The organism is Kribbella sp. NPDC055110 (genome assembly GCF_053607525.1).
Genome location: NZ_JBSGTS010000015.1, coordinates 1 through 24,865, shown reverse-complemented (window position 1 = coordinate 24,865; position 24,865 = coordinate 1). Strand labels below are relative to the sequence as shown.

The 24,865-nt window shown below is 69.3% G+C and carries 22 protein-coding genes; 9 read left to right on the top strand and 13 right to left on the bottom strand.

The features are described from left to right. Positions 1-12 precede the first annotated feature (12 nt). Positions 13-564, top strand: a complete 552-nt coding sequence (locus ACWF0M_RS23140) for a CGNR zinc finger domain-containing protein (RefSeq protein ID WP_452237761.1) — start codon at positions 13-15, stop codon at positions 562-564. Here the strand turns inward: ACWF0M_RS23140 and fabV are convergent. Next, positions 561-1,742: an enoyl-[acyl-carrier-protein] reductase FabV gene (gene fabV, locus ACWF0M_RS23135; protein ID WP_452237760.1), complete on the bottom strand. Its 1,182-nt coding sequence runs from the start codon at positions 1,740-1,742 to the stop codon at positions 561-563. The two genes, ACWF0M_RS23140 and fabV, sit on opposite strands and share 4 nt — an antisense overlap. 280 nt (positions 1,743-2,022) lie before the next feature. Continuing rightward, positions 2,023-3,309: a UDP-N-acetylglucosamine 1-carboxyvinyltransferase gene (murA, locus tag ACWF0M_RS23130; protein ID WP_452237759.1), complete on the bottom strand. Its 1,287-nt coding sequence runs from the start codon at positions 3,307-3,309 to the stop codon at positions 2,023-2,025. A 49-nt stretch (positions 3,310-3,358) separates the two neighbouring features. Between murA and ACWF0M_RS23125 the strand changes: the two genes are divergently transcribed. Then, entirely contained in the window at positions 3,359-3,940 is a 582-nt protein-coding gene (locus ACWF0M_RS23125; RefSeq protein WP_452237758.1) for a cob(I)yrinic acid a,c-diamide adenosyltransferase, read from the top strand. Here the strand turns inward: ACWF0M_RS23125 and sppA are convergent. Beyond that, positions 3,937-5,589, bottom strand: coding sequence for a signal peptide peptidase SppA (sppA, locus tag ACWF0M_RS23120; RefSeq protein WP_452237757.1), 1,653 nt, complete (start codon positions 5,587-5,589; stop codon positions 3,937-3,939). The two genes, ACWF0M_RS23125 and sppA, sit on opposite strands and share 4 nt — an antisense overlap. Before the next feature lie 29 nt (positions 5,590-5,618). Next, positions 5,619-5,951, bottom strand: a complete 333-nt coding sequence (locus ACWF0M_RS23115; RefSeq protein WP_452237900.1) for a hypothetical protein — start codon at positions 5,949-5,951, stop codon at positions 5,619-5,621. 141 nt (positions 5,952-6,092) lie between these two features. Between ACWF0M_RS23115 and ACWF0M_RS23110 the strand changes: the two genes are divergently transcribed. The 5 genes from ACWF0M_RS23110 to ACWF0M_RS23090 all read left to right on the top strand — a co-directional run bounded on the left by ACWF0M_RS23110 (position 6,093) and on the right by ACWF0M_RS23090 (position 11,159). After that, entirely contained in the window at positions 6,093-6,416 is a 324-nt protein-coding gene (locus ACWF0M_RS23110; RefSeq protein ID WP_452237756.1) for an STAS domain-containing protein, read from the top strand. Positions 6,417-6,491: 75 nt separating this feature from the next. After that, positions 6,492-8,468: a protein meaA gene (locus tag ACWF0M_RS23105; RefSeq protein WP_452237755.1), complete on the top strand. Its 1,977-nt coding sequence runs from the start codon at positions 6,492-6,494 to the stop codon at positions 8,466-8,468. 10 nt (positions 8,469-8,478) lie between these two features. Further along, the gene (locus ACWF0M_RS23100) at positions 8,479-9,297 is read left to right on the top strand and encodes an aldo/keto reductase (RefSeq protein ID WP_452237754.1); all 819 of its coding nucleotides are present in this window, start codon (positions 8,479-8,481) and stop codon (positions 9,295-9,297) included. An 84-nt stretch (positions 9,298-9,381) separates the two neighbouring features. Further along, positions 9,382-10,359, top strand: a complete 978-nt coding sequence (locus ACWF0M_RS23095; protein WP_452237753.1) for a Dyp-type peroxidase — start codon at positions 9,382-9,384, stop codon at positions 10,357-10,359. Beyond that, positions 10,356-11,159, top strand: a complete 804-nt coding sequence (locus ACWF0M_RS23090) for a family 1 encapsulin nanocompartment shell protein (RefSeq protein ID WP_452237752.1) — start codon at positions 10,356-10,358, stop codon at positions 11,157-11,159. The genes ACWF0M_RS23095 and ACWF0M_RS23090 overlap by 4 nt, the downstream gene beginning before the upstream one ends. 4 nt (positions 11,160-11,163) lie before the next feature. On the opposite strand, the gene ACWF0M_RS23085 is transcribed toward ACWF0M_RS23090, so the two are convergent. The 6 genes from ACWF0M_RS23085 to ACWF0M_RS23060 form a co-directional block, all read right to left on the bottom strand. After that, positions 11,164-12,768, bottom strand: a complete 1,605-nt coding sequence (locus tag ACWF0M_RS23085) for a Na+/H+ antiporter (protein ID WP_452237751.1) — start codon at positions 12,766-12,768, stop codon at positions 11,164-11,166. Positions 12,769-12,865: 97 nt separating this feature from the next. After that, positions 12,866-15,664: a glycosyltransferase gene (locus ACWF0M_RS23080; RefSeq protein WP_452237750.1), complete on the bottom strand. Its 2,799-nt coding sequence runs from the start codon at positions 15,662-15,664 to the stop codon at positions 12,866-12,868. A gap of 167 nt (positions 15,665-15,831) precedes the next feature. Next, positions 15,832-17,070, bottom strand: a complete 1,239-nt coding sequence (locus ACWF0M_RS23075) for an MFS transporter (RefSeq protein ID WP_452237749.1) — start codon at positions 17,068-17,070, stop codon at positions 15,832-15,834. Further along, entirely contained in the window at positions 17,067-18,278 is a 1,212-nt protein-coding gene (locus tag ACWF0M_RS23070) for an amidohydrolase (protein ID WP_452237748.1), read from the bottom strand. Before ACWF0M_RS23070 ends, ACWF0M_RS23075 begins: the two co-directional genes overlap by 4 nt. A gap of 33 nt (positions 18,279-18,311) precedes the next feature. Next, complete coding sequence (locus ACWF0M_RS23065) at positions 18,312-18,950, bottom strand: GntR family transcriptional regulator (RefSeq protein ID WP_452237747.1); 639 nt, start codon at positions 18,948-18,950, stop codon at positions 18,312-18,314. Positions 18,951-19,026: 76 nt separating this feature from the next. After that, a complete protein-coding gene (locus ACWF0M_RS23060) occupies positions 19,027-19,515 on the bottom strand; it encodes a pyridoxamine 5'-phosphate oxidase family protein (protein ID WP_452237746.1) in 489 nt (162 codons plus the stop codon). 85 nt (positions 19,516-19,600) lie between these two features. On the opposite strand from ACWF0M_RS23060, the gene ACWF0M_RS23055 reads away from it, so the two are divergent. Continuing rightward, on the top strand, positions 19,601-21,547 hold the full coding sequence (locus tag ACWF0M_RS23055) for a hypothetical protein (RefSeq protein ID WP_452237745.1): 1,947 nt from the start codon (positions 19,601-19,603) through the stop codon (positions 21,545-21,547). On the opposite strand, the gene ACWF0M_RS23050 is transcribed toward ACWF0M_RS23055, so the two are convergent. From ACWF0M_RS23050 to ACWF0M_RS23040, 3 genes are all read right to left on the bottom strand, one after another. Continuing rightward, positions 21,544-22,251, bottom strand: a complete 708-nt coding sequence (locus ACWF0M_RS23050) for an isocitrate lyase/PEP mutase family protein (RefSeq protein WP_452237744.1) — start codon at positions 22,249-22,251, stop codon at positions 21,544-21,546. The two genes, ACWF0M_RS23055 and ACWF0M_RS23050, sit on opposite strands and share 4 nt — an antisense overlap. Positions 22,252-22,261: 10 nt before the next feature. Further along, complete coding sequence (locus tag ACWF0M_RS23045) at positions 22,262-22,723, bottom strand: carboxymuconolactone decarboxylase family protein (RefSeq protein ID WP_452237743.1); 462 nt, start codon at positions 22,721-22,723, stop codon at positions 22,262-22,264. A gap of 195 nt (positions 22,724-22,918) precedes the next feature. Next, the gene (locus ACWF0M_RS23040) at positions 22,919-23,134 is read right to left on the bottom strand and encodes a hypothetical protein (RefSeq protein WP_452237742.1); all 216 of its coding nucleotides are present in this window, start codon (positions 23,132-23,134) and stop codon (positions 22,919-22,921) included. 187 nt (positions 23,135-23,321) lie between these two features. Here ACWF0M_RS23040 and pdxR point away from each other — a divergent pair, with 187 nt between their 5' ends. Continuing rightward, positions 23,322-24,704: a MocR-like pyridoxine biosynthesis transcription factor PdxR gene (gene pdxR / locus ACWF0M_RS23035; protein WP_452237741.1), complete on the top strand. Its 1,383-nt coding sequence runs from the start codon at positions 23,322-23,324 to the stop codon at positions 24,702-24,704. Positions 24,705-24,865: the final 161 nt, after the last annotated feature.

Below are 24,865 nucleotides of genomic sequence, written 5' to 3'. Positions count from 1 at the left end.
AACGTTGCAACCGTGATCCAGCCAGGCGAGCGCACCCCGGCCCCGGAGCCACTGGTGCTCGTCCAGGACCTGGTCAACACGGTCGACCTCGAAGAACAGAGCGATGCGCTCCGGAGTCCTGCGGACCTCGGCGCGTTCTGCGCCGCCCACGGCCTGCGCGACCTCGACTTCGACCAGCCGGAGCTTGAACAGGTGCTCACGGTGCGGGAAGCCCTGCGCGACGTCTGTCAGGCGCACGCAGGTGTCGACGTACCTCCGAAGTCCCTTGTTCTGCTCGACCGGCTGCTGGCCGACGCGCCGCTGAGGCTCGTGCTGTCGGAGGACGGTGCTGCGACGATCCGCCCCGCCGACGGGCTGCCGGGCGTGCGTGCTCTGGTTGCCCAGGTGGCCGCGGATATCTCGTCAGCAGCCGCGAGCGGCACCTGGCCGCGTCTCAAGGCGTGCGCCGCCGACACCTGCCGCTGGGTGTACTACGACCGCAGCCCAGCGGGCCGCAGTCGCTGGTGCACCATGTCCCTCTGCGGCGCCCGCAACAAGATGCGCAAGTATCGCGCGCGTACCTAAACCGGCCACTCCACGTCGACCTCGGTCTCGGCGTCGTAGTCCACATCCGGTACGTCGAAGCCGTACAGGCGGCGTACCTCGGTCAGGAACCACGCGGCGTCCGCAACCTCGCCGATGTTGGCCGGCGTCACCGACTCCCATTGGGTGCGGACGGCGGACTGTACGTCGTCGTTGAGCTCCCAGCGGTCGAGGCGGATGCGGCCCTCGTCGTCCAGGTCGAGCGGGGCCTCGCCGGTGAGCTGGTCCCACAGCGCGATCGACTGCTCGACGGGCGTCTGCAGACCGGTCACCTTGTGCAGGAGGCTGACGTAGAGGCCGATGCCCGGGATCGCGGACGAGGCCTGCGTGACGGCGGCGCCGTTGACCGAGGTCATCGCGATGACGCCGTCCGCGGCCAGCTTCAGCGCGGTCTGCTCCAGGTCCGCCTTGGCCGCGCCGATCGAACCCTGACGGTAGAGCGGACCGGTCAGCTCGGAGCCGATGTAGGTGAGTGCGACGGTGTTGAAGCCGGGCCTGAGCAGGTCGCGGTCCTGGAGCGCGGCGATCCACCGGGTCCAGTCCTCGCCGCCCATCACCTTGACGGTCTGCGCGATCTCGTCGTCGTTCGCGACCTCGATCCCGACCTCCTGCAGCACCGGCGCACCGTCGTCGAACGCGAGGCTCTTCGTGGTGTGCTCGGCGCCGATCGCCTTCAGCACCGACTGGTACGTCTCGCCGGTGCGCGGGTCCGTCCGCCGCGGCGCAGCGACGCTGTAGACGAGGTGGTCGATCCCGCCGAGCTGCTCGGCGACCAGATCGAGTACTTCGTCCTTCGTGGTGTCCGCGAACGCGTCCGCGTTCACGAAGCTCCACGAGCGGCCGAGCTCGGCAGCCAGCGCGGCGGTCTCCGCGGTGCGGTACCAACCGGCGGTCGCCGTACGTCGGGCCGTCGGAGCCTTCTCGAAGCAGATGCCGATGCCGTCGATCCCGTACCGCGCGAGGCCGGCGATCGTGGTCGCGAGCCCGTAGCCCGAGCTCGACCCGATCACGAGCGCCGTACGACGCTGCGCCGTTGGGTGCTGGGCCGCACGTCCGTCGACCTCCGCCGCCATCTCCCGCACCACCCGCGCACACCCGGCCGGATGCGAGTCGAGAAACAGGAATCCGCGCCCCACGGGCTTCACCACACGCTCGCTCATGCGTCAGACCCTAACCCGCCCGGCCATCTCAGAGGTCAACCCGGCGCTCCTGCCTAATGTGTGGGCGGTGACTGGTGCGCGGAGCGAAGACCGAGGATCGCTGCTCGATCCGGAGCCCTCAACAGCGGGGAAACAAATGGGCATATCGCGACGGTTTCTTTCCCCGCCACGACAAACTCACGCCCCCCGGGCGCTCCTTCCCCACTCACCTCAGTCCCGCAGGTCCATGGGTTCCAGCGCGGTGCCGGGCTGGTGTGATGTGCGGGTGGGCGGGGGAGGTTCAGCTCCAGTACATCTCCGCATCGTCCGGTTCGACCACGACGTCCGCGCCGAGGCGGCGGAGGTTGCCGGCGAAGTCGGTGTAGCCGCGGTGTACGTGGTGGGCGGCCGACACGAGCGTCTCGCCTTCGGCGGCGAGACCGGCCAGCACCAGCGCAGCACCGGCGCGGATGTCCGAGGCGACTACCGGGGCGCCGGACAGCCGCGGTACGCCGCGAACGACGGCGTGATGCCCGTCGGTCTGGATCTGCGCACCCAGCCGGGTCAGCTCCTGCGCGAACGTGAACCGGCCCTCGAACAGGTTCTCGGTGACCATCGCCGCGCCGTCGCTGATCGCGTTCAGCGCGATTACGAACGCCTGCAGGTCGGTGGCGAACCCGGGGTAGGGGAGCGTCACCACGTCCACCGGCTTCGGGCGGTCGTGCATCCGGACGCGGAAGCCCGGGTTCAGCACGGTGATCTCCGCGCCGGCCTTGTGCAGCTTGTCGAGCGGCAGCTCGAGATGCTCCGCGTGCCCGTTGGTGACGGTGATGTCACCCTTGGTGATGGCGGCTGCGAACGCCCAGCTGCCGGACACGATCCGGTCCGGGACCACGATGTGGTCGACGGGGTTGAGTAGTCCGCTCACGCCGGTGATCTCGATCCGCGGCGAGCCGGCGCCGTCGATCTGCGCCCCCATCTCGACCAGCATCGCCGCGATGTCCTGGATCTCCGGCTCGCGGGCGGCGTTCTCGATGATCGTCGTACCGCGGGCGAGCACGGCCGCCATCATGATCGTCTCGGTGGCGCCGACGCTCGGGAAGTCCAGCCAGACCTCGGCGCCGTGCAGGCCCTGCGGGGCCTCGGCGATCACGAAACCGTGCTCGATGTGCACCTTCGCGCCCATCGACTCCAGGCCCGCCACGTGCATGTTCAGGCCGCGGGAACCGATGTTGTCGCCGCCCGGCAGCGCGACCTCCGCCTGACCGCAGCGGGCCAGCAGCGGACCGAGCACCGAGATCGACGCGCGCAGCTTGCGGACCAGGTCGTAGTCGCACTGGTGCCCGATCGTGCCCGGTACGGCGATCGTCGCGAGCCGCTGCTCCGCGTCGACGGTCACCTCGCACCCGAGGGTGTCGAGCAGTTGCGCCATGAACGTGACGTCGAGGATGCCAGGCACCTGCCGCAGCGTCGTCGTACCCTCTGCCAGCAGCGCCGCCGCCATCAGCTTGAGCACGCTGTTCTTCGCCCCGGCCACCTCGACAGCGCCGTCGAGCCGTGCCTCACCCGCGATCCGAAACCGTTCCACCGGTCGACTGTAGCGTTTGACCGTCCGAGGCTTTGCGTAGAGTCCTGGCATGGCTGTGAACTTGACGCGGATCTACACCCGCACCGGAGACGCCGGCGAGACCCGCCTCGGCGACAACTCCGTGACATCGAAGACGGATCCGCGGCTGGCGGCGTACGGCGAGGTCGACGAGGCGAACTCCACGATCGGGGTGGCCATCGCGGCCGGGCACCTGAACAGCGCGATCGTGGTGCTGCTGACGCATATCCAGAACGACCTGTTCGACGTCGGCGCCGACCTGTGCAATCCGATCGCACCGGATCCGGAGTACCCACCGCTGCGCATCACCCAGGACTACATCGACCGGCTCGAGGGCTGGTGCGACGACTACAACAGTCGTTTGACCAAGCTCCGGTCGTTCATCCTGCCCGGCGGCACGGAGGGCGCGGCGTACCTGAACGTAGCTCGTGCGGTCGTACGCCGTGCCGAGCGGGCCGGCTGGGCCGCCGTCGAGGCACACGGCCCGTCGGTCAATCTGCTCGCGATCACGTACCTGAACCGCCTGTCCGACCTGCTCTTCATCCTCGGCCGCGTCGCCAACCTGTCCTCCGGCGGCGACGTCCTCTGGGTCCCAGGCGGCGAGCGAAGCTAGCTGATCTCCCAGCTGAATGGCATCCGCAGTACGCCGGCCGGCGGCAACCCGAGCGCACTGTAGAGACCGGTGGTCAGGCCGTCGAGCGTCAACGGCGCCGCACTGACAGCCAGATCATCGGTCGTCGTGGGTGCCTTGAGCTGACTGAGCAGGTTGCGGTGCGGTACTGCGGTCACGGCGATCTCGTCGCGGTCCAGACCGGCCCGGTTACACGCAAGCGTCAGAGCGTGCTGGAAGCCGCCCAGCTCGTCGATCAGCTTGTGGCTGTGCGCGTCGGCGCCGGTCCACACCCGTCCGCGGGCCAGCGACTCCAGCTGGTCCTCGGGCAGACCGCGGTCCTGAGCGGCCTTGGCCACGAAGTCCTTGTAGATGCGGTCGAGTGTCTCCTCCAGCCGCGCCCACTGCTCGTCGGTGAACTCCTCCTGCGCCGAGTACATCTGTGCATTCGCGCCCTCGGACACGGCCTCCCGTGAGATGCCGATCCGCCCCAGCGCATCGCGTACGACGCCCTTCCCGGTCAGGACCCCGATCGACCCGGTGATCGTGCCGGGCTGTGCGACGATCACGTCGGCCGGCATCGCAACGAAGTACCCACCGGATGCGGCCACACCGCCCATCGACGCGATCACAGGTCGTCCGGTCGAGCGCAGCCGCAGTACCTCGTTGCGGATCGCGTCTGACGCGACGTACGAACCACCTGGGCTGTCGACTCGCAGTACGACGGCCCTCACGCGGTCGTTGTCCGCCACAGCACGCAGTGCGGCGCCGACGGTGTCGGAGCCAGAGCCGGGACCACCCATGGGGCTGTTGGAGTTGCGGCCGACCGAGATGCCACCTGCCACGCGGACGACTGCCACCAGCGGCTTCTGCGGCCACGGGAGGTTCTTGCGTACCTCGGCGAGGGTCCGCGGACCACGCCGGATGTACCGCTCGGCCAGCAGCCTGTCGTCGTACTGGAGCAGCTTCTCGAGCTCGTCGTACACGTCCGACCGGTATCCGAGTCGATCGACCAGACCGGCATCCAGACCGTCCTGTGCGGGCAGGGGCGCACTGTCGACGAGTTCTCGGACCCGTGCGCTGTCCAGACGCCGCCGTACGGCGATGCTCTCGACGATCTGCTCGTACGCCGACTCCGCCAGCCGCGACGCCATCTCGCGAGCAGGTGCAGTCATCTCCCGCTCGGTGAACGTGTCGGCAGCGGTCTTGTACTCACGCCGCTTGCCGAACTGGGGGATCACACCGGCCTTGTCGAGCGCACCACGGATGAACACCGCCTGCACGGACACACCGGTGATGGCCAGGTCGCCGGACGGCTGCAGCCAGATCTCGTCGAACGCCGTCGCCAAGTAGTACGGCACGGTGCCCTGTCCGGTCTCGCCGAACGACTCGGTCCACGCGACGGCCGCCTTGCCCGACGTACGGAAGTCCGCCACCGCCTCACGCAGCTCCTGCACCTGTGCGAGTGAGAGCCGGTTGCCGCCGATGTGGGCGACTACACCGACCACACCGTCGTCACGCGCCCCCTTCCGCAGTGCACCGACCAGCTCGCGCAGCGTCGGCAGGTGGCGCGCACGGAACGCTGCCACGGGTGAGGTGGGCGGCGTCTCGAGTACGCCGCGGGTCAGGTCCAGTTCGAGCAGAGTCCCCATACCCAGACCCTAGACCCAGACCAAAGCCGTCAGGGAACGTCGAGCAGGCCACGGGCGGCGGCCTCGTCCTTCGGCCAGACGTAGACCGTCCAGCCGTCGGTGGTGCGGGCCGCGGTCGCCTTGATACCGAAGTCCTTCAGGCGGCTGACCAGGACGCGCGCCTCGTTGTAGTTCGTCACTGTGCGGATGTCGATGAGCAGGCCGAAGGAGTCCCGGTCGGCCGGGCGATGGTCGACCCGGCGCACGAGCGACCCGCCTTTCGCCTTCGAGAACGCCCAGCGGCACAGCAGCACCATCAGACCGGCCAGGGCGATGGCGACCACCGGGAACAGGAAGTAATCCTCGGCGAACACGAACACCATTGTCTCGCGAATCAAAAGATCGTGAACTCTTGGCAACCTTCCGTGTCTCCGGGGAGTCTTTACCAACACAGAGCTGCCATACATTTTTCTGGGCCGGCCACAACACCTCGGGGGCCGCCGGAAGAGCGGGAGGGCACGGACATGCTCGCACCGACCCACAGCAAGCCTGACAACGTCGTACACCTGACCGGCATCCTGGACGTCCGCACCGTCGGCGACGTCCGTCAAACTCTCAACCAGCTGATCGACGCCTCCGACGGCGACGTGATCGTCGACCTGGAAACAGTCGATGCGGTCGACGCGACCGGTCTCGGCCTGCTGGTCGCGACCCATCGCCGCACCCAGTTGCTAGGCCGGCAACTGGTCCTCTGGCACCCGATGCCGTCGGTCGTCCGCATCCTCGCGGTCACCCGCCTGCACCGAGTCCTCAACGTGGAAAGAACCCCGCTGCCCATCAGCGCCTGAGTGTGATCCACGCCCCTGGTGACACCAGTCACGAGGTGGGGACTCACAAGGGCACAGAGTCCTACTCTCGGGTACATGGCGACCGAGAAGGATCGACCCTGGGTGATGCGGACGTACGCGGGCCACTCGTCCGCGGCGGAGTCCAACGCGCTGTTCCGCCGGAACCTCGCGAAGGGCCAGACCGGGCTGTCGGTCGCGTTCGACCTGCCGACCCAGACCGGGTACGACGCGGACCACCCGCTGGCGAAGGGTGAGGTCGGGAAGGTCGGCGTACCGGTCGCGCATCTGGGCGACGTACGGGCGTTGTTCGACCAGATCCCGCTCGCGCAGATGAACACGTCGATGACGATCAACGCGACCGCGATGTGGCTGCTCGCGCTCTACCAGGTGGCCGCGCAGGAGCAGGGCGCGCTGCCGGACGAGCTGACCGGGACCACGCAGAACGACATCGTCAAGGAGTACCTGTCGCGCGGGACGTACGCCTTCCCGCCGGATGCCTCGCTGCGGCTGACGACCGACGTGATCGCGTACACGGTCGCCACCATGCCGAAGTGGAACCCGATCAACATCTGCAGCTACCACCTGCAGGAGGCCGGCGCGACGCCCGTACAGGAGCTGGCGTTCGCGCTGTCGACGGCGATCGCCGTACTCGACCGGGTGCGGGACGGCGGGCAGGTGCCGCCGGAGCGGTTCGGGGACGTGGTGCAGCGGATCTCGTTCTTCGTGAACGCCGGCGTGCGGTTCATCGAGGAGACATGCAAGATGCGCGCCTTCGTACAGCTGTGGGATTCGTTGACGCTGGAACGCTATGGGGTGACCGATTCCAAGGCGAGGCGGCTGCGGTACGGCGTACAGGTGAACTCGCTCGGGCTGACCGAGGCGCAGCCGGAGAACAACGTGCAGCGGATCGTCCTCGAGATGCTCGGCGTGACGCTGTCGAAGAACGCGCGGGCGCGGGCGGTCCAGCTGCCGGCGTGGAACGAGGCGCTCGGGTTGCCGCGACCGTGGGACCAGCAGTGGTCGCTGCGGATGCAGCAGGTACTGGCGTACGAGTCCGATCTGCTCGAGTACGACGACATCTTCGACGGGTCGCACGTGATCGAGGCGAAGGTCGCCGCGCTGGTCGCGGGTGCGCAAGAGGAGATCGACCGCGTACAAGCGATGGGTGGCGCGGTCGCCGCCGTCGAGAGCGGGTACCTGAAGCAGGCGCTCGTCGGGTCGCATGCCGAGCGGCGGCAGCGGATCGAGTCCGGCGAACAGATCGTCGTCGGTGTGAACAAGTTCGAGAACACCGAGCCGTCGCCGCTGACAGCTGACCTCGACACTGCGATCCAGACTGTCGATCCGGCGGCCGAATCGGCTGCGCTGGAGTCACTCCAGACGTGGCGCGCGGAACGCGACGCGACCGCCGTCGACACCGCCCTGGCGAAGCTGCGTGCCGCGGCCAAGACGACCGACAACCTGATGCCCGTGACGCTCGAGTGCGCTCGCGCCGGCGTGACGACCGGCGAGTGGGCCGGCGTACTGCGCGAGATGTACGGCGAGTACCGCGCACCCACCGGAGTCTCGGGATCGGTCGGAGTTTCCGCCGGCGCCGACCTCGCCGCCGTCCGTGAGAAGGTCGCCGCGACGTCCTCCGAGCTGGGCGGCCGCCTCCGCTTCCTGGTCGGCAAGCCTGGTCTGGACGGTCACTCCAACGGCGCCGAGCAGGTCGCGGTCCGCGCGCGTGACGTCGGCTTCGAGGTCATCTACCAAGGCATCCGCCTCACCCCCGAGCAGATCGTCGCGGCCGCCGTCGCCGAGGACGTCCACTGCGTCGGCCTCTCGATCCTGTCCGGCTCCCACATGGAACTGGTCCCGCAGGTGGTCGAAGGCCTCCGCGAGGCCGGCCTGGAAGACGTCCCCGTCGTCGTCGGCGGCATCGTTCCCGAAGCCGACGCCACCTCGCTGCGCGCCGCCGGCGTCGCTGCCGTCTACACGCCCAAGGACTACGACCTCACCGGCATGATGTCCGACGTCGTCGACGTCATCCGCCTGGCCAACAAGTTGTAAGTTGGGGCGCATGACCGCTAATACTCGGCAGCTGTCCAACGGAACTGAGATCCCCGTGCTTGGGCTCGGTGTCTGGCAAGTGGATGACGGGGCGGAGTGCGAGCGCGCCGTCACCTGGGCGCTCGAGGCCGGCTACCGGCTGATCGACACCGCGCAGGCCTACCGCAACGAGGCCAGTGTCGGGAAGGCGATCCGGGAGAGCGGGATCCCGCGCGAAGAGATCTTCCTGACGACGAAGTTCTATCCGGGCGGCAAGGACGCGCGGGTCGAGGCGGAGAAGAGCCTCGAGCGGCTCGGGACCGACTACCTCGACCTCTACCTGATCCACTGGCCGCAGGGCGGGCCGACCTGGGCCTGGCCGGCGATGGAAGCAGCCGTGGACGCGGGACTCACCAAGGGCATCGGCATCTCCAATTTCAGCTCCGCCGAGCTGCAGGAGCTGGGCAAGATCGCCCGCATCCAGCCGGTCGCGAACCAGATCCAGTTCAGCCCGTTCGAGTACCGCAAGGCCCTCGTCGAGGCGTGCGAAGACGCGAACGTCGTCGCGCAGGCGTACAGCCCGCTCGGCACCGGCCGCCACCTCGGCGACCCGGTGATCGCCCGGATCGCGGAGGCCACCGACCACACGCCGGCGCAGGTGCTGATCCGCTGGGCGATCCAGAAGGGCCTCTCGGTCATCCCGAAGTCCATCCACCAGGACCGCATCGTCGAGAACTTCAACGTGTTCGACTTCGAGCTGGACGACGCGGCGATCGCGGACCTCGACGCCCTCGACACCACGAACCTGACCGCGGACGCCCTGTCCCAGCGCGGCAAGTGGTGGTCCTGACAACACCGTCGGTCGGCTGAGACAAACGCGGTCACACCCGGCGCGCTGAGGGATAGCGTGGCGGCAACCGGCGAGGGGGAGTAGATGGTCCAGGACGTACTGCGGGAGCCCGCGAAGGCGGCGATCTTCCTCGTGGTCGACGTACGTCCTGGATCCGAGGACGCTGTGCGGGAGCTGCTGGCGGACGTCGCCGGGCTGGCCCGCGCGGTCGGTTTCCGCGTTCCGGACGACCGGCTCAGCTGTGTGGTCGGCATCGGCGCGTCCCTGTGGCAGCGGCTCTACCGGTTGCCGCTGCCGCGCGGCCTGCATCCGTTCCGCGGGCTGTCCGGTGCCCGGCACACCGCCCCGGCGACGCACGGCGACCTCCTGTTCCACGTCCGCGCCCGCAGCCTCGACCTGTGCTTCGAGCTCGTCCGCCAGGTGATGCTGCGGCTCGCGGGCCACGTGAAGGTCCGTGACGAGGTCCAGGGCTTCAAGTACTTCGACGAACGCGACCTGCTCGGTTTCGTCGACGGCACCGAGAACCCGTCGGGCCCCGCCGCGGTCGCCGCCATCACGATCGGTGACGAGGATCCGGCGTACGCCGGTGGCAGCTACGTGATCGTCCAGAAGTACCTGCACGACCTGGACGCCTGGCAGGCGCTGCCGGTCGCGGACCAGGAGCGCGTGATCGGGCGGCACAAACTCAGCGACGTCGAGATCCCGGACGCCGACAAGGCCCCGAACTCGCACGTCGCCGTGAACACGATCGTCGACCCGGACGGCACCGAGCGGCAGATCGTCCGCGAGAACATGGCGTTCGGCGCACCGGGCGCCGCCGAGTTCGGCACCTATTTCATCGGGTACGCCGGGACGCCCGACGTGATCGAGCGGATGCTGCACCGGATGTTCGTCGGCGAGCCGCCCGGCAATCACGACCGGATCCTTGACTTCTCGACCGCGGTCACCGGCAGCCTGTTCTTCGTGCCGACCGCGGAGTTCCTCGAGTCACCCACCACAACCCAACCGGCCGCTTCGGACGGCTCGTTGGGGATCGGCAGCCTGAGAAGGAGTCGGACATGACCAACAACCTGCACCGCGAGCTGGCCCCGGTCTCGGATGCCGCGTGGGGCGAGATCGAGGAGGAGGCCCGGCGTACCTTCACGCGCGACATCGCCGGCCGCCGCGTGGTCGACCTGGTCGGCCCGGCCGGACCGGGGCTGTCGTCGGTCGGCACCGGGCACACCGAATCGGTCGAGGCGCCGGGCGAGGGCGTGCTCGCGCTCCGCCGGTTGTCGCAGCCGATCATCGAGCTGCGCGTCCCGTTCACGGTCTCGCGGCAGGCCGTCGACGATGTGGAGCGCGGCGCGAAGGACTCGGACTGGCAGCCGGTCAAGGACGCCGCGAAGCAGGTCGCGTACGCGGAGGACCACCTCGTCTTCCACGGCTCTGACGCCGCCGGGATCCTCGGCCTCGCTCCGAGTACGTCGAACCCGGTCCTCGCACTCCCGTCCGATCCGCGGGTGCTGCCGGACACGGTCGCGCAGGCGCTGCGGGCGTTGCGGCTGGCCGGGGTGAACGGGCCGTACAGCCTCCTGCTCTCCGCTGACGCGTACACAGCCGTCGCGGAGACCACCGACCACGGCTACCCGATCCGCGACCACCTGTCCCGGCTGATCGGCGACGGCGAGATCATCTGGGCGCCGGCACTCGAAGGCGCACTCCTGGTATCGACGCGCGGCGGCGACTACGAACTGCACCTCGGCCAGGACCTGTCCATCGGGTACCTCTCACACGACGCCGACAACGTCCAGCTGTACCTACAGGAGTCCCTGACCTTCCTAGCCCTCACAGCCGAGTCCAGCGTCGTCCTTCAGGCCTAGCTAGTTACAGCTCGAGCAGACCGCGCTCCTCGTGGTCCAGCTCGCGGCGGAGCTTGCGCAGGCTGGAGTCCGGTAGCCGCCCCGCGTCGCGCCAGCGGACGAGTTCGTCGCGCTGGGCGTTGATGATCGCCCGGCGCGCCTCGACCGCCGCGCGGTAGTCCTGCGGCCAGGTGATGTCACCGTCACCTGACTGCAGGAGCGCGGCACTGCGCGCCTTGTACCGGTCAGCCCGCGCAGCCAGATTCGCACGCAGTACGGCGGCCAACTCCGACCCGATCCGCCCTGCGTCGAGCAGACGGTCAACGGTCACCAGCCCTGCCTCCACCCCAGCCAGCCGCGCTTCATTGCTCAGCTGCTCCACCTCTGCCACATTGACCCCCAGCCTGAGTCGACGCAGCAGGGGCGCAAACGTCAGCCCCTGTCCCACCAGAGTCGCCAGCACGACGGCGTACCCGCAGAACAGCAGGACATCGCGCTCCGGGAACGCCTGCCCGTCCCTGGCGGTCAGCGGTACGGCGACCAGCGCAGCGAGCGTGATGACGCCGCGGGTACCGGACCAGCTCATTGCCAAGACCTCACGCGGTTGGAGCCGCTCCGACGGAGTGATACCCAGTCGAGCGTGCAGCCCGACCGGTACGAGCTGTGTGAGCACCAGCCACAGCGGTCTGGTCAGCAGCACCACACCGACCGTCACAGCGGCTGCTGCGATCACCCGGCCCGGCGGCTCGGTCTGTAGCTCGTTGAGCATGGCGGGTAGCTGCTGACCGATCAGCAGGAAGATGAACCCTTCGAGCAGGAACTCGACGAGTTCCCAGACCGCGCCGGTCTGGAGCCGCGCCGCACCGGTCTCCTCGCGTCCGGCGTCGTACCCGATCATCAAGCCCGCGATCACGACCGCGAGAACACCGGAGGAGTGGAGCTGCTCGGCGAGCAGGTACGCGACGAACGGTGCGGCGAGCGACACCGCGTTGCCGATCAGCGGATCGCGCAGCCACGGCCGCGCCGTACGGATCGTCCACGCGACGAGCGCCCCGACCGCGAGTCCGCCGACGATCGCCAGGACGAAACGGCCCGAGGCCGCCGCCCACGAGAACCCGGTGCCGACCGCGGCCGCCAAGGCCAGTTGGTACGTCGTCAGCGCGGTCGCGTCGTTGAGCAGGCCCTCGCCCTCGATCAGCACGATCAGCCGCGGCGGGAGGCCCGCGCGACGGCCGATCGACAACGCGGCGACCGGGTCCGGCGGTGCGACCGCTGCACCGAGCACCAGGCCTACCGCCAACGGCATTCCGGGGACCACGAGGCTGACGAGCGCGCCGACGGCGAAGGCGGTGAAGAGCACGAGCAGCACCGACAGGCTGACGATCGGCCGCAGGTTCGCCCGGATCGCCGGGAGACTCGATCGCCGCGCCGTGCTGTAGAGCAGCGGCGGCAGGATCAGGAGCAGTACGACCTCCGGATCCAGCGCGACCTTCGGTCCCGGGAGTACGGCGTACACCAAGCCTGCCAGGGTGAGCAGGATCGAGGACGGTACGCCGATCCGGCGGCCGGCCCCCCGCGCCAGCACCACCACCGCGGCCATCGCAAGGACGAACCAGACCTGTCCGATCACGGGTCCTCCCACGGGCGCGCCGACGTTAGCGGCAACCTATCCCCGCGAGCAGGCTGGTCAGCGCGGTTTTGTCGGGGGGCACAAAGAGGTGGAGGGCTCAGACCAACAAGCTCGTGCTCTTTGCCATCTTTTCCCGGAAGGCGCGCCACCGTGTCTCCGGTGGTTCGGGCGGGCCGGGGAGGAGCTGGCGGACAACGGTGGCGCCAGGGGCCCAGGCGGCGTCGGGCAGGGTCCCCATCACGTCGGCGTACACCGACCGGAGGACCTCGGCCTGTGCGGCCCAGGAGAACCGGTGCTGCAGCTCGGGGTCGTCGGCGATGCGCGTGGCGATGCGGTCGCGGTCGGCGAGCACATCCCGGACCGCTTGCGCGAGGCCGTCCACGTCGCCCGCGGGGTAGACCGCGCCGAGGTCGAGCTCCTTCACAAGGTCTGCCTGCGCCGGGGTGTCGCTGGTGATGATGGGCAGCCCAGCGCCGATGTACTCACAGAACTTGTTCGTCACCGCGATGTCGTGGTTCGGCGCGTGCAGCAGCGGGCTGAGGCCGATGGTGGCCGAGCGCAGGTACAGCGGCACGACCTCGGCAGCGACGAACGGCGCCAGATGCACGCGGTCGTCCACGCCCAGTTCGACGGCGCGCGCCTGCAACTCCACGGTGACGGAGTTGGGCCGTGCCACGATCGCGAGGTGTACGCCGGGCAGCTGGGTCAGCGCCTCGACCGCCGTCCCGACGCCGCGGGCACGGTTGACGCCCCCGCCGTACACCAGCAGCGGAACGTCCTCGGGCAGCCCCAGCTGCTCGCGCAGACCGGTGACCTCGGCGTCCTCGGGCGGCTCGACCGGCGCGTTGAGGACGACGTCGGGCAGCTCGGCCAGCTTGTGGTCGCGCTTGAGCCAGCCGGCCAGCGGCTCGGACACCGTGATGACGCGGTCGGCGTCGCGAATGAACTCGCGCTCGAGATCGCTGTACGCCGCAACGCGCCGCGGAGCCACCACCGGCACACCTGGGATGTACTCGTGGGCGTCGTAGATGATCTTGATCGTCCGCCCGTCCAGGGCCGCCCGGTGCGCCGCACGCGCCGCGATGCCGAGCATGAACACGTCGTGCACGTGGATGACCTCGATCAGGAGGCGGTCGAGGAGCGGGCCCAGCGTCAGCTCCTGGTCGACCAGCTCGGGCATCACCCGGCGCCAGCGCCCCGACGGCAGGTAGCGGTAGAGGGCGAGCATCCGTTCGCGCCGCTTGCCGATGCCCAGGTCGGTGATGTCGGCCTGGGGCTTGGTACGCCGGAACGGGTACGCGCGGGCCTGGAGAATCGCGCGGTGCAGTCGCAGCGACCGCCAGCGCACCGCCCGCTGCAGCCGGGCGCGGAGGGACCGCCGCGGTACGCCTGACCCGCTTCGCGCATCGGCTCGTTCGTGGTTGCGGCGGTCGCGGCCACGCTCGGCCCGCAGCTCGCGGCTCGCGTACTGCCATCGGCTGTACGCCAGCGTGTACTCAGCCTCAGTCTTGAACCACGGTCTCAGGTTGGTCTTGAGGTTGGCGAGTCGCTTGCGCCACCCCGTCAGCAGCACCTTCGACGGGATGACCGGGCACAACACCTGCACCTTGCCGAAGTAGCGGACGCCCCGGAACCGGCGTCCGGGGATGCCGATGCAGGTGACGTCCAGGTCCCAGTTGGCCACCGTCTGCGCGTACTTGAGCACCCGGGCGTCGACCACGATGTCGTTGCCGGCCATCATCACGACCTTGGGCCGGATCCACGACGGCTTCCAGTCGACCGGCACCGGACTTGACTGGCTCGGCTGCTCGACGAACGCGGCCAGCGCCTCGGCCGACCAACGGCCGTCGTGCACCTTCTCGACGAAGACCGGTCCGCGCGCGGCGATCTCGCGGCCGCGCTCCGGGTGCGCGATGAGGTCGAGCACGACCTGCTCGACGGTGTCGGGTGTCGCGTCCACGATGGGCAGGTCGAGACCGGTGTCCGCGGCCACGCGGTCCCGGACGTGCTGAGCTATGTGGCCCACCACGATCCGGCCCGCCGCCATGGCCTCGCACGCGGCGACGCCGTAGCTGCCGATACGGAACTGGTCGAGGACGATGTCGGCGTCGCGGTACACGGCCGGCATGTCCGCCGGGTCGACGCCCTCGACCCGGCGATAGGTGATCAGACCGCGCTCGGCCAGGCGTTCCATGATCGGGTCGATGAGCTCGGAACCCTTCATCGCCGACTTGCTGGGCGCGTGGGCCACCACCGGCAACTTGTGCTCCAGCACCGGGGCGTCACTGCGCCAGGCGCCGACGTCGACGATCACCGGGCACCAGACCGCGTTCGGGACGTAGTCGAGGAGGTCGGGAGTGGAGACGTACACCCGGCCCGGGTACGACGTGAACAGTTCGACGGCCCGGGTGGAGTTGCGTTCGAGCAGCTCGACGGTCTCGTCGTCGAGGTCGGGGAACGGCGACCACGGCTCGGTCTCCGCGTGCCGGCTCGGGATGCGGACGTCGGAGCCGTGGGCGATGAGACCCACCTGCAGCCCCTTGGCGAGCAGGTGCGGGATCTCGAAGGATCCGTCCGGTCCGTGCAAGGGGCCGAAGATCGGCCGGGCCGCCTCGAGCAGCACATGCGTGTAGTTGCGTACGACGTGGTTGTAGAAGTTCAGCCGCCACCGCGGGTTGCGCCGGTACGTGCGCGCCGGGACGCCGTAGTCGACCTCGTAGTCGAGAACTCCTTTGAAGAAGGCGAACGAGGTCGCCTTCGTGTCGGGCACCCGCTCCTCGAGCGAGCGTGCCCAGCGAGTGCCCTGGCCCGCGAAGTTGGCCGGACCAACGAGCAGCCGGACGGACGCGTCCAGCCGCGCGGGCATTCCGTCGCGTGAGTCCGAGTTCCGATCCACAGTGTCAAATCCCCCCACAAGAGCGCCGTACGGTCTTGACACATCAGGACTAGACCGGTATTAGCACAGACCGCTCCCTTGGCCTGTGCGCTGGTTCTGAGTCCCCCCGGACTCATACCTATAGATGCGGTGAGACTCTCAGTTGGTTGCCAGGAATGCCCATTTATTTACCGAAGATGTCCGCCGTAGCGCAGCAGGGTGGGCGTCCAGAGGCCGAGGGCGGCGACGGCGGCGACCAGCAGTACGGCGCTGACGAACGTGGTGATGCCGACGCCGTAGCTCTCGGCGAAGGCGCCCAAGGCCAGCGAGGCGAGGGGCATGATGCCGATCGCCAGTTCCTGGACGCCGAGTGCGCGGCCGTGCAGGGACTCGTCGGTGGTCATCAGGAGCAGCGTCGTCTGCAGTACGCCGAACGCCGCGCTCATCACCCCGATCGCGGTCATCAGCACGAACGACACCACCGTGTCGTGGGACAGCCCGAACAGCGACCACAGCGTGCCCCAGATCGCCGTACCCACCACGAACATCCCGCCCTTGAACCGGAAGTCGCCGAGCCAGGCGATCACGAGCGAACCGGTCAGCCCGCCGACGCCGGCGCAGGTGAGCAGCCAGCCCAGTCCGGCCGCATCGAGCCCGAGGGACTCCTGCGCGAACACCGGCATGAAGGACTGCGCGATCGGCCAGAGCAGCGTGTTTGCGGCCAGGGTGATCAGGAGGACGGTCGAGGCCAGCCGGTTCCGGGCGATGTCGCGGAGTCCGCTGGTGACCATCCGGAGCGCCGATCCGGTGTGCCCGCCGACCACGCGGCCGTACTCGCGCAACGGCAGCAGCATGACCAGCGAAATGGCATACCAAAATGTCGAGACCCACAAGGCGGCGGGCGCGCCCAGGCCGGTGATCATCAGCCCGCCGATTGCGGGCCCGATCACCTGGGTCATGTTCAGCGCCATCGAGTTCAGGGCGTTGGCGTTGCTGAGGTTCTGCCGGCCGACCAGGTCCATCACCAGCGAGGCGCGGGCCGGCTGGGACGGCGACTGCGCAAGCCCGATCGCCAGCCCGCCGACTACCAGCACCCAGTACGACGCCTTGCCGAGCGACGCCAGCGTGGCAACGGCGCTGACCGCGACCAGCGCCCATGAGGCCGCGACGATCAGCAGGCGCACCCGGTTGTGCCGGTCCGCGAACGCACCCGCGAACGGCCCGAGCAGCAACGGGGCCAACCGCACCGCCGTGTAGACGGCGACCAGGAAGTCCGAGTGCGTGGACTCGTACGCGAGCCATCCGAGGACGAGCGTCTGCGTCCACACGCCACCGAAGAAGAAAAGGTTCGAGAACCAGAACAGCCGGAACGCCCTGTTGTCCCTGAGCGAGCCCAGCGTCCGCCCGACGGCTGTGCCTGTACTCACACCTGGAGTTCGGCGTCGCGCACGACGACCTGCCCGCCGGCGATCACGTACTCACGACGCGGTGCGCGGACCAGCACGTCCGGCGCGTTCTCGGCGTCGAGCAGCACGATGTCCGCGCGGGCGCCCACGGTCAGGCCGTGGTTCTCGCGGTGCACGAAGTCGGCGCCGTACGTCGTCGCGAGCTCGACCGCGTACGTCAGGTCCTCGTCGGTGCGCAGCCCATGCAGCCGCGCGAAACCGCGGGCGATCTGCAGCAGGTCACCATCGCCGTACGGCGACCACAGGTCACGGATGCCGTCGGTGCCGAGGCCGATCGGGACGCCGGCCGCGCGCATCTCGCGGAACGGCAGCGGTGCCGAGGTGGCCGGAGCGACCGTGGTCCACGAGATCCCGGCCTCGCCGAGCTGGTCTACCATTTCGGTCCGCCGCGCCGGCGGCAGCTCACCGAGCGCGAACCCGTGCGACACGTTCACCTTGCCCTGCAGGCCTGCCTGGATAGTGCGCTCCGCGAGCAGCTCGTACTGAAACGCACCGAGGTCGCCGCGGTCGTGCAGGTGCAGGTCGATCCCGACCCCACGCCGCGCCGCGATCTCGAACAGCGCGTCCAGTTGGCCGACCGGGTCGCGGTCGATCGTCGCCGGGTCGAGACCGCCGATGCTCGTGGCGCCTTCGGCCGCGGCCTTGTCGAGCAGGTCGAGTACGCCGGGACGCCGGAGTACGCCGTCCTGCGGGAACGCGACGATCTCCACGTCGACGGCACCGTCGAGCGCCGCCGCGGCCTCGAGAACGTTGGCGATGCCACGCAGCTCGACGCCGAGGTCGACGTCGACGTGTGTGCGCGTCGCCGTCGTACCGTGCCGGAGGAACTCACGCAGCACGGCCTTCGCGCCGCCGACGCTCGGGATGCCGTACTTGTCCCGCTCCGCGCGCTCGTGGGCGATCCGGCCCTGCGTGGTCGGCTGACCGCCGTACGACACCCACGGCTGGCCCCACCAGCTCTTGTCGACGTGCGCGTGCGCGTTGACGAACCCCGGCAGCGCCAGCAGCCCACGCCCGTCGATCCGCTCCCCGGCCTCTGTGCTGTTCCCGGCGCTGTTCCCTGCTGTCGTCCCGGTGGGGGAGAGGTCCGAGATCACGCCGTCGACGATCGTCACGTCGACCGCGTCGCCGCCCCAAGGGCGCACGTCAGAAAGCAGCAAGGAGGTCATGCCGAGAATGGTATACCAAACCGCACGAGCCCTTCAGTCCATGCCGCGGCTGCTCCGGAACAGGACGTGCGACTGCTCCAGATGCTCGTCGGCGAGACGTTCGGCGGCCTCGACGTCGCGGTTGGCGATCGCCGTGAACAGCTCCAAATGCTGGCCGGCGACCGCGATCAGGTCGTCGTGCTGGGTCAGCAACCAGCGCATCCGGCTCCGCAGCGGGCGCTCGATCTCGATCAGCAGCTCGTTCGACGCCAGCTCGGTCACGAGCTCGTGGAAATCGGCCGCTTTCCGCCGCGCGACGACCGCGTCCTTGGCCCGCGCCGCGACCAGCTGCTCGTCCAGAACCGCCCGCAGCCGGTCGAGTCCTTCCCTGGTACGCCGTTCCGCCGCGAGCCGGAACGTCAGCGGCTCGAACGCCGCGCGCACCTCGGTCAGATCGGCGATGTCGGAGTCCGTGAAGGTCCGCACCACCGCCCACGAGCGCGGCCGCAACGTCACCAGGCCCTCGCTGACGAGCGCCTTCAGGGCCTCTCGCACCGGCACCCGGCTGACGTCCAGCGCGGCGGCCAGCTCCCGCTCGACGAGCCGCTCACCGGGCCGCCGGACACCGTCGAGGATCTCGCCCCGCAAATGCCGCGTGACCCGTTCGGTCTCGGACTCCCGACTCTCGCTCATCAACCCTCTCCAGCTTTTGGTATGCCATTCCCAGCATGACCTACCGGTGAGCGGCGAACGAAGCCGGTGGGGTGAATCAGCCGGCCGACTTCTCCTTGATCAGGTCCTCGACGGCCTTCGGGATCGTGGTCTCGAAGTCGAGCAGCTTGGCCCACGTGAGCGTAACCGTGATCACGGCCATCTCGTCGTACAGGGCCTTCACACCCTCGACCCAGCCCGGGTACTGCTCGTCGGTCATGACCTTGTGGCCGGCGACGAGGTAGCCCTCGGGGACGCCCGGGACGACGGTGACCTCGGCGGTGCCGCGGAGCAGCAGCACCTTGGGCGGGAACGCGCCGGTGTCGATGGTGAGCGCGACCTTCGGGTTCTTGCGGAGTGCGGCGACCTTGGCGGACTTCGGCACGGTGGCGATCACGATCTGGTCGCCCTCGACCCAGAACCCGATCGGGATCACCCGCGGGTCGCCGTCCAGGCCGTCGTAGGCGAAGCGGGCCGGCTCGGAGCCGTTCAGGAGCTGCTGCGAGTACGGCTTGGCGAGGATCTCGGCGATCTGCTGCTGGTTCATTTCGGTATCCCATCGTGAGGAGGCTGGTTCTCATCAGGGGGACGGAGCCGTCGGAGGGTTCTCGACATCGATAGGTTGGCGAATCGTGGAAAGTTTTGACTTCGGTCGCGGAACGGTCCAGCTCGCCGATGACGGAGCGGTCGTGCAGGTCCTGCATCCGGACGGGCGGCGCGTGCTGCTGGACGCCCGTGCCGCCGGTGCCACCGCTGTCGATGGTGTCGTGCACGACAGTCTGCATGCCTGGGGCAAGGGTTTCGTGATCACCGATCGCGGCGCGCACCGCTTCGATACGCCGGCGTTCACCCGGTGGCGGAGCAGCGGCATCGATCTGATGTACCGGTTCGGCGACCTGGAGCTGCGTGTCGGTCGCCGGTTCGGTGAGCGGTGGACGGAGACGTACGAGCTGCGCAACACCAGCGCCGACCCGGTCGAGGTCGGGTCGCTGGCGATCAGTACGCCGTACCGGGATGTCTACACGTCGAGCCGGGAGAGTCTGACCGGCGCGGTGCATGCGCATGTGTGGACGGGCGGCGCGGAGGCCTGGGTGTGGGCGGTGCCGATGGACGGCAGCGGACCGGGCTTGGGGCTGCAGCTCACGGAGGGCGAGCTGTGGGCGTACTCAGTCGAGTCCCGCGAGCCCGGCACAGGCAGCAACATTCGCGGCCACATCTACCTCCACGTCACCGACCACGCCCGGTCCCCGCACGCGATGGGTGGCCAGCCGGCGATCATGCTCGCACCAGGGGCGTCGTACCGGTGGACGTGGCAGCTGGCCTGGTATGACGACCTCCCCGCCTTCCACACCGACCGCGCACGACTCGTCGGCGCTGACCGGCTCGCTGTCGAGGTCGGCGAGACGATCCGGCTCCACGACGGACGCGAAATCACCAGCGCCGAGCCAGGCCTCCAGTACGTCGAAGCACCCGACGACAGGTCCCGAATCGCGGTCCTCTTCCACGAGCCGCTGCGCACGATCGCCGAACGCCGCGCCCGCTTCGTCCTCGACCGCCAACGCCGCCCCGAACTCCCCGACAGCCGTCGATACGCGTTCGTGCCGTACGACAACGAGAGCGGTCTGACCGTGCTGTCCAGCGCCTGGCGCGACTGGAACGACGCCCGCGAACGCGTCGGCATGGCCCTTCTCCTGCAGGAGATCCGCGCCCGCGACTGGGGCGACCGCACCGAATTGGACGAGGCGCTGACCGGCTACGAACAGTTCGTCCGCGACCACCTGCTCGACGAGCAAGGCACGATCCAGGACGACAGTGTCCACCAGAACGCCGTACGCCTCTACAACTTCCCGTGGTATGCCAGATTCCTCCTCGGCCAGGGCGATCGCGCCGGCGCGATCCGCATCCTCAACCGGTACTACGAACTCGGCGGCGACCACTTCCTCGCCTTCGACCTCGGCCCGCTGCTCAGCGAACTCGGCCTCCACGACCACCTCGTCCGGCACGCCAAAACCTTCATCGGGTACGGCGACGAGCTGCCGCCGCACGAGGTCAACTACGAGCAGTCGATGGTCGCCCCGCTCCTCGAGCTGCTCGTTTCGGCATACCAAATCGCCCCGGACCAGATCGACGGCACCGAGCTGACCCGACGCCTGCCCTGGCTGACCGCATTCGCCGCCGACCAACCCGACGTACGACTGCGCCACGTCCCCATCCGGCACTGGGACGGCTACTGGTTCGGCCGGCTCCGCCTCTGGGGTGACGTCTTCCCGCACTACTGGTCCGCTCTGAGCGCTGTCGTGTACGCCGCCTGGCCCCGCGAACTGGTCACACCCGAACAAGCCGCCTGGCTTGACGATGCGCAGGACGCCATCCTCCGCGCCAACCTCGTCAGCTTCGCCACGGATGGATCGGCGACCTGCGCCTTCGTCTACCCCAGCTGCGTCAACGGACAACCCGCCCACATCGCCGACCCCCTCGCCAACGATCAGGACTGGGCCCTCGTCTACGCACTGCGATCCCTTACGTCCGAAGAACCGGCGAGACATCCCGCCGGTTCTTCGGACGTAACGCGGGGCTAGCGCAGCGACGGGAGGAGCTGCCGCAGTTGGGCCATCACGTACTCATGCACGCTCGTCCCGTACGAGATCCGCGTCGCACCGGCCGCCGCGAGCTCGGCCGGCGTCGGTCCACCGATCTTCGCGTGTCCGTTGATCGGCCCGCCGACAGCTTCGGCCACCTGGGCCAGCTGGTCGAGCGGCGCAAGGATCGGATACACACAGTCCGCCCCGGCGCGGCGGTACTCGCGCCCCCGCCGTACCGCCTCGTCGACCGGGTCGTCCACCGGCCGCAGGAAGGTGTCGACGCGCGCGTTGATCACGAGCTCAGCCCCCGCAGCGGCGCGTACTTCGGCCAGATAGTCCGCCTGCTGGGCGATGTCGACCAACGCGCCACCGATCGAGTCCTCGAGGTTGCAGCCGACCGCGCCTGTCTCGAGCAACCGCTCCGCGAACTCCTTCGGCGGCAGCCCGTACCCGGCCTCCAGGTCGGCGGTGACCGGTACGTCGACCCCGCGGACGATCCGCGCCACGGCGGCGAACATCTCGTCCGGCGGGGTCAGCTGCCCGTCGTCGTACCCGAGGACGCGGGCGACCGCTCCGCTGCTGGTGGCAACAGCGGAGAAGCCGGCCTCGGCGACCAGACGTGCACTCACCGGGTCCCAGGCGTTCGGGAGGACCAGGGGAGTGCCGCCGTGGTGAAGCGCTCTGAACAGTTCGGCAGTCATTGCTGCGACCTCACGGCTTGTAGTGGCCGGGCTCCAGCCGACCGGTGACCCCGACCCGGGTCCACATGTTGATGGTGATGATCAGCGCGATCAGCTGCGCGAGGTCCTTCTCGTCGAACGCCTGGGCTGCGACCTCGTACACGTCGTCCGGGACGTGGTCGACGCTCACCAGCGTGATCGCCTCGGTCAGCTGCAGCGCGGCCTTCTCCTGCTCGGTGTAGAACTTCGGCGCCTCCTGCCACACTGGGAGCAGCGTGATCCGCTGCTGCTGCTCGGCACCGAACTCCATCAGGTCGAGCGAGTGCATATCGGTGCAATACGCGCACCCGTTGATCTGCGAGGCCCGGATCCGCACCAGATGCGCCAGTTTCGGGTCGAGACCCTCGTCCGACACCCGGTCCAGCTCGATCATCGCCTTGTAGAAGTCCGGCACCAGATTGGCGAGCTTGACCCGCCGCGTTGTTGTGCTCATGCCTCCACGTTATAACCGGACCGGCCCAGGCACCTGGTCCACTTCCCCCGAAGATCCGTGGGCCAATATCGCCAATCCGGTCAGGTGCGGTCAGGCGGTCCCGACCGGGTGTTCCTGGTCGCGGCAGGCCTCGGTACGGCGATCGCGGTGATCAGCCTGCTGCTCCCGAGGGCGTCGCGCGCCTGACCTGGGCAGTTACCCGTCGGCAGTGATCTCTTCCGCGGGCAACCACGCGGTGGTCTCGGGTTGGTCCCCATCGTCGTCCTGGTACTGGACGAGGCCGTGCCATCCGGACAGTTGGCGGTCGCAGCCGATAAGCCATCCCGAGCGCCATTCGCCACGGATCCGGACGTGGACGTGAGCGGGCAGGTGCAGGTGGTCGAGCCGGTGGAGGTCGTGGTCAGTAGCCATGGAAATCCTCGAATCGTGCGAGCCGAATCCGGCCGATGGTGTTCCACGGCGGCATTCCTGCGCGGGTCCGGGCGCCGTTCACGATGGCGAGAAACGTCGGGCGTTCTGACTCCAACCTACCCGGACGCAGGAAACCGGTCACCGGCCCCGGGCCGCTGAGAGTGGACTTGGGGATAGGGTCCACTCCATGGAGGATCCACAGGCCACCTGGGCCGGTTCGGACCTGCATCTCGAACTGGTGGCGACGCGGGGGCGGAACGATCTGGTGCAGGCCCTGCACGAGTCGATCCGGAGCGGGCGGCTCGCGGCGGGGACCCGGTTACCGTCGTCGCGGTCGCTGGCCCGCGACCTCGGGATCGCACGGAACACGGTCGCCGACGCCTACGGGCAGCTCGTCGCCGAGGGGTGGCTGACGGCGCGGCAGGGATCCGGGACGGTCGTCGCGACCCGGGCCGCCGTACCGCCGTCGCCGGCCGTTTCGTTGCCTGAGGCCCGGAGTTTTCGGTACGACCTGACGCCGGGTTCCCCCGATGTGGCGACGTTCCCGCGGACCGAGTGGCTGGCCGCGGCGCGGAAGGCGCTGACCGCGGCGCCGAACGAGGCCTTCGGGCTGGGGGATCCGCGCGGCCGGATCGAGCTGCGGCGGGTGCTGGCGGACTACCTGGCGCGGGCGCGCGGGGTGCGGGCCGATCCGGAGCGGATCCTGATCTGCTCCGGGTACGTGCAGGCGCTGAGTCTGCTGAGCGAGGCGATCGGAACACTCGGCGGTACGACGATCGCGGTCGAGGAGTTCGGGTACGGGCTACATCGGGACGTCATCCGGGCGCGCGGGCTTTCCGCGGTGGCCGTGCCGGTTGACGAGCTGGGTGCGCAGACTTCTCGGCTCACCGGGCAGGGGGTGCTGCTCACGCCGGCGCATCAGATGCCGACAGGCGTGCCGCTCGCGCCGGAGCGGCGTACCGCTGCTGTCGAGTGGGCGCGGGAGTCGGGGGCGGTGCTGATCGAGGACGACTACGACGGCGAGTTCCGGTACGACCGGCAGCCGGTCGGGGCGTTGCAGGCCCTCGATCCGGAACGGGTCGTCTACACAGGTACGGCGAGCAAGAGCCTCGCGCCCGGGCTGCGGCTCGCGTGGATGGTGCTGCCGCAACGGTTGATCGAGCCGGTGGTCGCGGCGAAGCGGACCGCCGACTTCCAGACCGCGACCCTCGACCAGCTCGTCCTCGCCGAATTCATTGCCTCCGGCCACTACGACCGGCACGTACGGCGTTCCCGCCTGCACTACCGGCGCCGCCGCGACCGCCTCGTCGAACTGCTCGCGGTCCGCGCACCGACAGTCGAGGTAGCCGGTATCTCGGCGGGCCTCCATGTCCTGTTGGACGTTCCCGGCGACGCCGAAGACATCGTCACCCGAGCCGCCCGCCAGGGCCTCGGCCTCGCCACGCTCACGACGTACCACTTCAACCCCACCCCAGCCACCCGCCAAGCAGTAATAGTCGGCTACGGCACCCCACCCGACCACGCCTACCCCGGCGCCCTAGACCTCCTCTCCCAAGTCCTAGACGTCTAACCCCCGCCCCCGCCCCCGCGCCCGCGTAACCCGCGCTCCTCGCGCCCGCGTTCCTCGCGCCTGCGTTCCTCGCGCCCGCGCGTCCCGCGCCCCGCGCCCCGTGCGCCCCGCGACCCGCGCCCCGGTGCGCCCCGCGCCCCGTGCGCCCCGTGCGCCCCGTG

What these genes read in the sequence shown, in the direction of transcription:
- fabV (WP_452237760.1), bottom strand. Translation starts at nt 1,742, where the DNA reads ATGAGCGAGCGTGTGGTGAAGCCCGTGGGGCGCGGATTCCTGTTTCTC.
- ACWF0M_RS23125 (WP_452237758.1), top strand. Translation starts at nt 3,359, where the DNA reads ATGGCTGTGAACTTGACGCGGATCTACACCCGCACCGGAGACGCCGGC.
- sppA (WP_452237757.1), bottom strand. Translation starts at nt 5,589, where the DNA reads ATGGGGACTCTGCTCGAACTGGACCTGACCCGCGGCGTACTCGAGACG.
- ACWF0M_RS23115 (WP_452237900.1), bottom strand. Translation starts at nt 5,951, where the DNA reads ATGGTGTTCGTGTTCGCCGAGGATTACTTCCTGTTCCCGGTGGTCGCC.
- ACWF0M_RS23110 (WP_452237756.1), top strand. Translation starts at nt 6,093, where the DNA reads ATGCTCGCACCGACCCACAGCAAGCCTGACAACGTCGTACACCTGACC.
- ACWF0M_RS23105 (WP_452237755.1), top strand. Translation starts at nt 6,492, where the DNA reads ATGGCGACCGAGAAGGATCGACCCTGGGTGATGCGGACGTACGCGGGC.
- ACWF0M_RS23100 (WP_452237754.1), top strand. Translation starts at nt 8,479, where the DNA reads ATGACCGCTAATACTCGGCAGCTGTCCAACGGAACTGAGATCCCCGTG.
- ACWF0M_RS23095 (WP_452237753.1), top strand. Translation starts at nt 9,382, where the DNA reads ATGGTCCAGGACGTACTGCGGGAGCCCGCGAAGGCGGCGATCTTCCTC.
- ACWF0M_RS23090 (WP_452237752.1), top strand. Translation starts at nt 10,356, where the DNA reads ATGACCAACAACCTGCACCGCGAGCTGGCCCCGGTCTCGGATGCCGCG.
- ACWF0M_RS23070 (WP_452237748.1), bottom strand. Translation starts at nt 18,278, where the DNA reads ATGACCTCCTTGCTGCTTTCTGACGTGCGCCCTTGGGGCGGCGACGCG.
- ACWF0M_RS23065 (WP_452237747.1), bottom strand. Translation starts at nt 18,950, where the DNA reads ATGAGCGAGAGTCGGGAGTCCGAGACCGAACGGGTCACGCGGCATTTG.
- ACWF0M_RS23060 (WP_452237746.1), bottom strand. Translation starts at nt 19,515, where the DNA reads ATGAACCAGCAGCAGATCGCCGAGATCCTCGCCAAGCCGTACTCGCAG.
- ACWF0M_RS23050 (WP_452237744.1), bottom strand. Translation starts at nt 22,251, where the DNA reads ATGACTGCCGAACTGTTCAGAGCGCTTCACCACGGCGGCACTCCCCTG.
- ACWF0M_RS23045 (WP_452237743.1), bottom strand. Translation starts at nt 22,723, where the DNA reads ATGAGCACAACAACGCGGCGGGTCAAGCTCGCCAATCTGGTGCCGGAC.
- ACWF0M_RS23040 (WP_452237742.1), bottom strand. Translation starts at nt 23,134, where the DNA reads ATGGCTACTGACCACGACCTCCACCGGCTCGACCACCTGCACCTGCCC.
- pdxR (WP_452237741.1), top strand. Translation starts at nt 23,322, where the DNA reads ATGGAGGATCCACAGGCCACCTGGGCCGGTTCGGACCTGCATCTCGAA.